3 protein-coding genes and 1 pseudogene are annotated in these 3,893 nt (G+C 61.6%); 3 read left to right on the top strand and 1 reads right to left on the bottom strand.

Annotation, left to right across the window (positions count from 1 at the left end; genetic code table 11):
• A pseudogene (locus FV229_RS25815) lies at nt 1–140 on the bottom strand (IS3 family transposase); the annotation flags it as partial.
• Nucleotides 141–240: 100 nt separating this feature from the next.
• Here FV229_RS25815 and FV229_RS25810 point away from each other — a divergent pair.
• The 3 genes from FV229_RS25810 (at nt 241) to FV229_RS25800 (ending at nt 3,769) form a co-directional block, all read left to right on the top strand.
• Nucleotides 241–750, top strand: a complete 510-nt coding sequence (locus FV229_RS25810) for a hypothetical protein (protein ID WP_147754658.1) — start codon at nt 241–243, stop codon at nt 748–750.
• A 661-nt stretch (nt 751–1,411) separates the two neighbouring features.
• A complete protein-coding gene (locus FV229_RS25805; protein WP_147754657.1) occupies nt 1,412–2,017 on the top strand; it encodes a hypothetical protein in 606 nt (201 codons plus the stop codon).
• A gap of 12 nt (nt 2,018–2,029) precedes the next feature.
• A complete protein-coding gene (locus FV229_RS25800; protein WP_147754656.1) occupies nt 2,030–3,769 on the top strand; it encodes a DDE-type integrase/transposase/recombinase in 1,740 nt (579 codons plus the stop codon).
• Nucleotides 3,770–3,893 lie beyond the last annotated feature (124 nt).

The following is a 3,893-nucleotide window of genomic DNA, read 5'->3' as shown; positions in this document are numbered from 1 at the left end:
TCACGCCGCCACCGGTAGTACGTCACCGAACTCACACCGAGCGCGCGGATTGCATCGGCCACGCTCTGGCCCTGTGAGATCAGCACGTCCGCCTGACGGAGCTTCGCGACGATCTCCTCGGGCTTCGAGTGTTTTGCCATCTCGTCCGTCCTCCAGGCTCAAAAGCCATACCAAAGGGCGGACCACTTCAATGGGGGCTGACCATATGCATCACGATGGCACCGAGATCTTTTGATACAGATGACATTAGATCCGTCGATCGACGAAATCCACTATGAACATCCTACGATCGAGGGCGACGATTCGCTCAACCTTCGTCTAATCGCCGACGGGACAGCCATTCATGTCACCGCGCTTCGCGATGCCGACGTCATGCCGGTTCGTCCGGCCCCACCCGGCGGGGTGCTGCTGCTACGTTCCTTCGTGCTGACCGAACCCCGGGCATCCGATGCCCGCGCGGTATGGGCGACCCGTAAATTGCTGGTACAGATCGGCGACCGGCTGCGGGTCCTTCTTGCCGTTAACGACGGTCGGCAACACAGCATCTCCGATCTCGTGCCTAGCATCCAAGATCAAGGATACGATCCGTTCGAGGCCATCCTATCCCTCGTCTGCAGGGGGGATCTCGCGATCGATCTACGCGACGGCCTGCATCCGGACGTTCGCATCGTGCGATCGAAGCGCCGAGATAGCGCGCGACCATCCGTTGACCAGCTAGGCCCAGCGTATACGGGCCTCACGCGACGTTAACCAAACTGGAAGGAGTCGCCAGACTCCATTTGCCAACGCACGCCGCGCCTGGCACAGGTTGCGGACGGCCGATTGCTTTCGGAGGCGCTTAAACCATGCGCCGCGGCCGACCCTGAGGTCCCAGCACACCTGAGCATCCTCCGAGCTCAGGCGAGGCAAAAGCCGCATCGTCGGCCAGGACCACGTAGCCTGATGGCATCCCAATCATAGCATCCGACGCCCCATCTTTGGGGCTGGGTCGATCACGTCGGACGAATTCGCAGCGTTGCTGCGTAACGTCCAGTGCGTTGAAAGATTCTGTTGAAGGTGCACTGCCCGGACAGGCCGCGCACCTTCAAGAGTACCCAGAGGATCTTCGGCCCGACAGCTGACAACTGTGCCGAGAGATCCCGCCACCGGGGCAACCGAGGGTCACGGACAGGCTTCCCGCCTGGGCGACCGCCGAGTCTTGTCCGCGCTGCGGACAATGTCGGTATCTCACCTTCGGTGTCCCCTCGCAATTCGCAATGCGGGCCCTGCGGGCTCGCGTCGAGGCTTTCGGTCGCGCTGGTTAACGCGCGCCTGGTCATGGAGACCGACTTTGGCAATCGAACCTGTCAACCGCATCTCGGAACACGTCTTCCGGTACCCCCTTCCATCGCTGGCAAGCCGAAAGCCGCCCTTGAAGTCCACTGCGTCGTTTCGCGGCCATACGGTCGGACTGGACGATCGTATCCGGTACTTCGAGTCTGAAGGAGAATCTAAGATTTGCGACGTCCTATCCGTTCGTCAGGATGTCATCGAGATCATAGAGCAGCCTTTCGCCATCCGCTATATTGATGAGAATGGCACGGATGCAAAGCACACCTTTGATTTCAGAGTTCGCTACGTCGGCGATCACGTAGATTTTCTGGCATATCGGCCGATTGAAAAGCTGCTCGACGGCAGGTTCGAGAGCCGCATGCGCCTGATTGCGGCGCAGCTCTCGCGTCCGGTAGCGAACGAGGTCGCCATCGTGACCGAGGCGGACGCCGATAACACGGACGTCTTCAACGCTAGGCTGAAGCAGGCCTGTCGACGCGACCCGCCCTCGGATGTCGACGGGATCGTCGCCGAAATCGTGGACGGCCTTATGGGCGCGGTCTCCATCGCCTGGATCGTCGGCCGCGCAGGCACGGGCTTGGCCTTCCGTTCCGTCGTGAGGTGCATCGCGGCCGGCATTCTCGTGCCGACGACCCCGGCCCGGATCACACCCGCTCTCAAAATTTACCCCAGCCGCAGCAAGTAAGGAGCATCTCCGATGCCCAACTTCCCGACACCCATCGTTCTGATTCAACGTCAGGATCTTATCTCGATAAGAAATATAGATTATTGCTTCCACAATAGTTATTTAGGCGGTTATGTTCTTGAGCGGCGATACAATCCCGATCTGCGGGAAGAGTTCTCTCATGACACCATTTGGCAGTACCAGGTCGAGGGTTGTCTCGAGATCACGCGCGGCTACTTCTGCGATACTGCAGCGGGCGCACGCCTGACCAGCGCCTTCGGTTCGTTCGCCGATTTGCCGCGCGAGACGCAGCTCAAGGTGCTTGAGAACCAGTGGTACTGCGATGAATTCCTAGCGTTAAACGGCAGCGATCGGGAGACCTATCCGAAGACGCTCAAAGGCTACCGGGCCGCACTCGAAATCCTGATCCCGAAGCGGACCGGGCAGTACGTGGGCGCCCGGCGCTCCGAACCCCGCAAACCCAACTCGGCACCTTCCGCGCACGGTCCGAAGGAAAGCCGCCCGAGCGGAGGCGAGGAGATCGTGTTCCGGCGTCCGCCAAGCGAATATAAACTTCGCCGGAAGACGAAGCTCTACATAGCGGTCCACCGCAATCCCCTCGCTTTGGTCGATCACTACAACAACTGCGGGCGCCGAGAGTCTCCGGTCGATCCGGAGGTTCTCGCGATCATGCCGATGTACGTCGCGGCCTATGCAGACGAGCGCCGCCCTTCGAAGGCGAAGGTCTACTCCGATTTTGTCGCCGGTATCGACAAGCTGAACGTCGAGCGGGCCAACGAGAGGAAGAGGCCTCTTGTCCCCTGCAGCGAGAAGACTTTCCGCAAGGCGATCAACAAGCTTGATCGCTTCGACGTGCTCGCGGCCCGAAAGGGGATCGAGGCCGCGCGGCGGGAATACGCGATCGTCGGACCGGGGGTCGAGGCGCCCCATCCGGGGGCCTTGGCCTACATCGACGAGGGCCGCCTGCCCCTCATGACGCTGCTCAAGCAGACGGGAGTCTGGACGATGCTGAGCCCGTATCGACAGGAGCTCCTGAAGAAGAGCGGGACGCTGTGGGTTGTCCCGGTGATCGACCATGCGAGCCGCTGCGTGCTTGGCCTTTCGGTCACCCGCACGCCCAACGCGGCTGCGGCTCTAAACGCGGCCCATCTCGCGGTCATCGACAAGAGCTTCCTCGCGGCTGCATCATCGTGTGGCGCACCGTGGCCGATGCACACCGGGATCGAGACCATCGCCACGGATTCAGGCAGTGCATTCATTTCTGACGAGTTCCGGTTGGCGCTTGCCGGACTTCGCGCGAAGCACCTGATCGGACCCGCGAAAAATCCTCAGTTCCGCGGCACGATGGAACGTCTGTTCGGAACGCTGCATACTGGGTTCGTCACTAACTTCACGGGTCGCACCTTCCATAACGTCGTGGAGAAGGGCGACTACGATGCGGAGGCGCGCGCCTCCCTGGACGACGACGAGATGCCTCTCTCGCTCGTCCGCTTCATCGTCGACATCTACCACCACACTCCCCACGAGGGTCTCAACGGCGAGACCCCCATGGACGCCTGGAAGCGCCTCGTCTCGACCGTCGGGATGCCGCCGCCGCCGAACCCGAACGCGGTTCGCGTGATCTTCGGCATCCGCCTCAAGCGCAAACCGGATGCTCGCGGGATCCAGGTTCTCGGCAACCACTACCAAAGCGATGCCTTGCAGAAGTGGCGTCGCGGGAATGGCGATGGCGTGCTCCAGGTGTCGCTCTGATCGGCCCCCACGAGGTGGTCCAAGGGTAAAGTTAGTGCACGGTGGGCCGCTCCGCCACGGGTAGCTTGGCCGGCGGAGCTGGTCTGGCGAGCGCAGCCGGCCAAGCGGAGAAGGCTGGCATGAA

The organism is Methylobacterium sp. WL120 (genome assembly GCF_008039465.1).
Taxonomy (GTDB): domain Bacteria; phylum Pseudomonadota; class Alphaproteobacteria; order Rhizobiales; family Beijerinckiaceae; genus Methylobacterium; species Methylobacterium cerastii.
Note: the sequence above shows the minus strand (reverse complement) of the source record. Positions and strands in the feature narration are given on the sequence as shown.

Coding starts and splice junctions, on each gene's coding strand:
- FV229_RS25810 (WP_147754658.1), top strand. CDS start 241: ATGACATTAGATCCGTCGATCGACGAAATCCACTATGAACATCCTACG.
- FV229_RS25800 (WP_147754656.1), top strand. CDS start 2,030: ATGCCCAACTTCCCGACACCCATCGTTCTGATTCAACGTCAGGATCTT.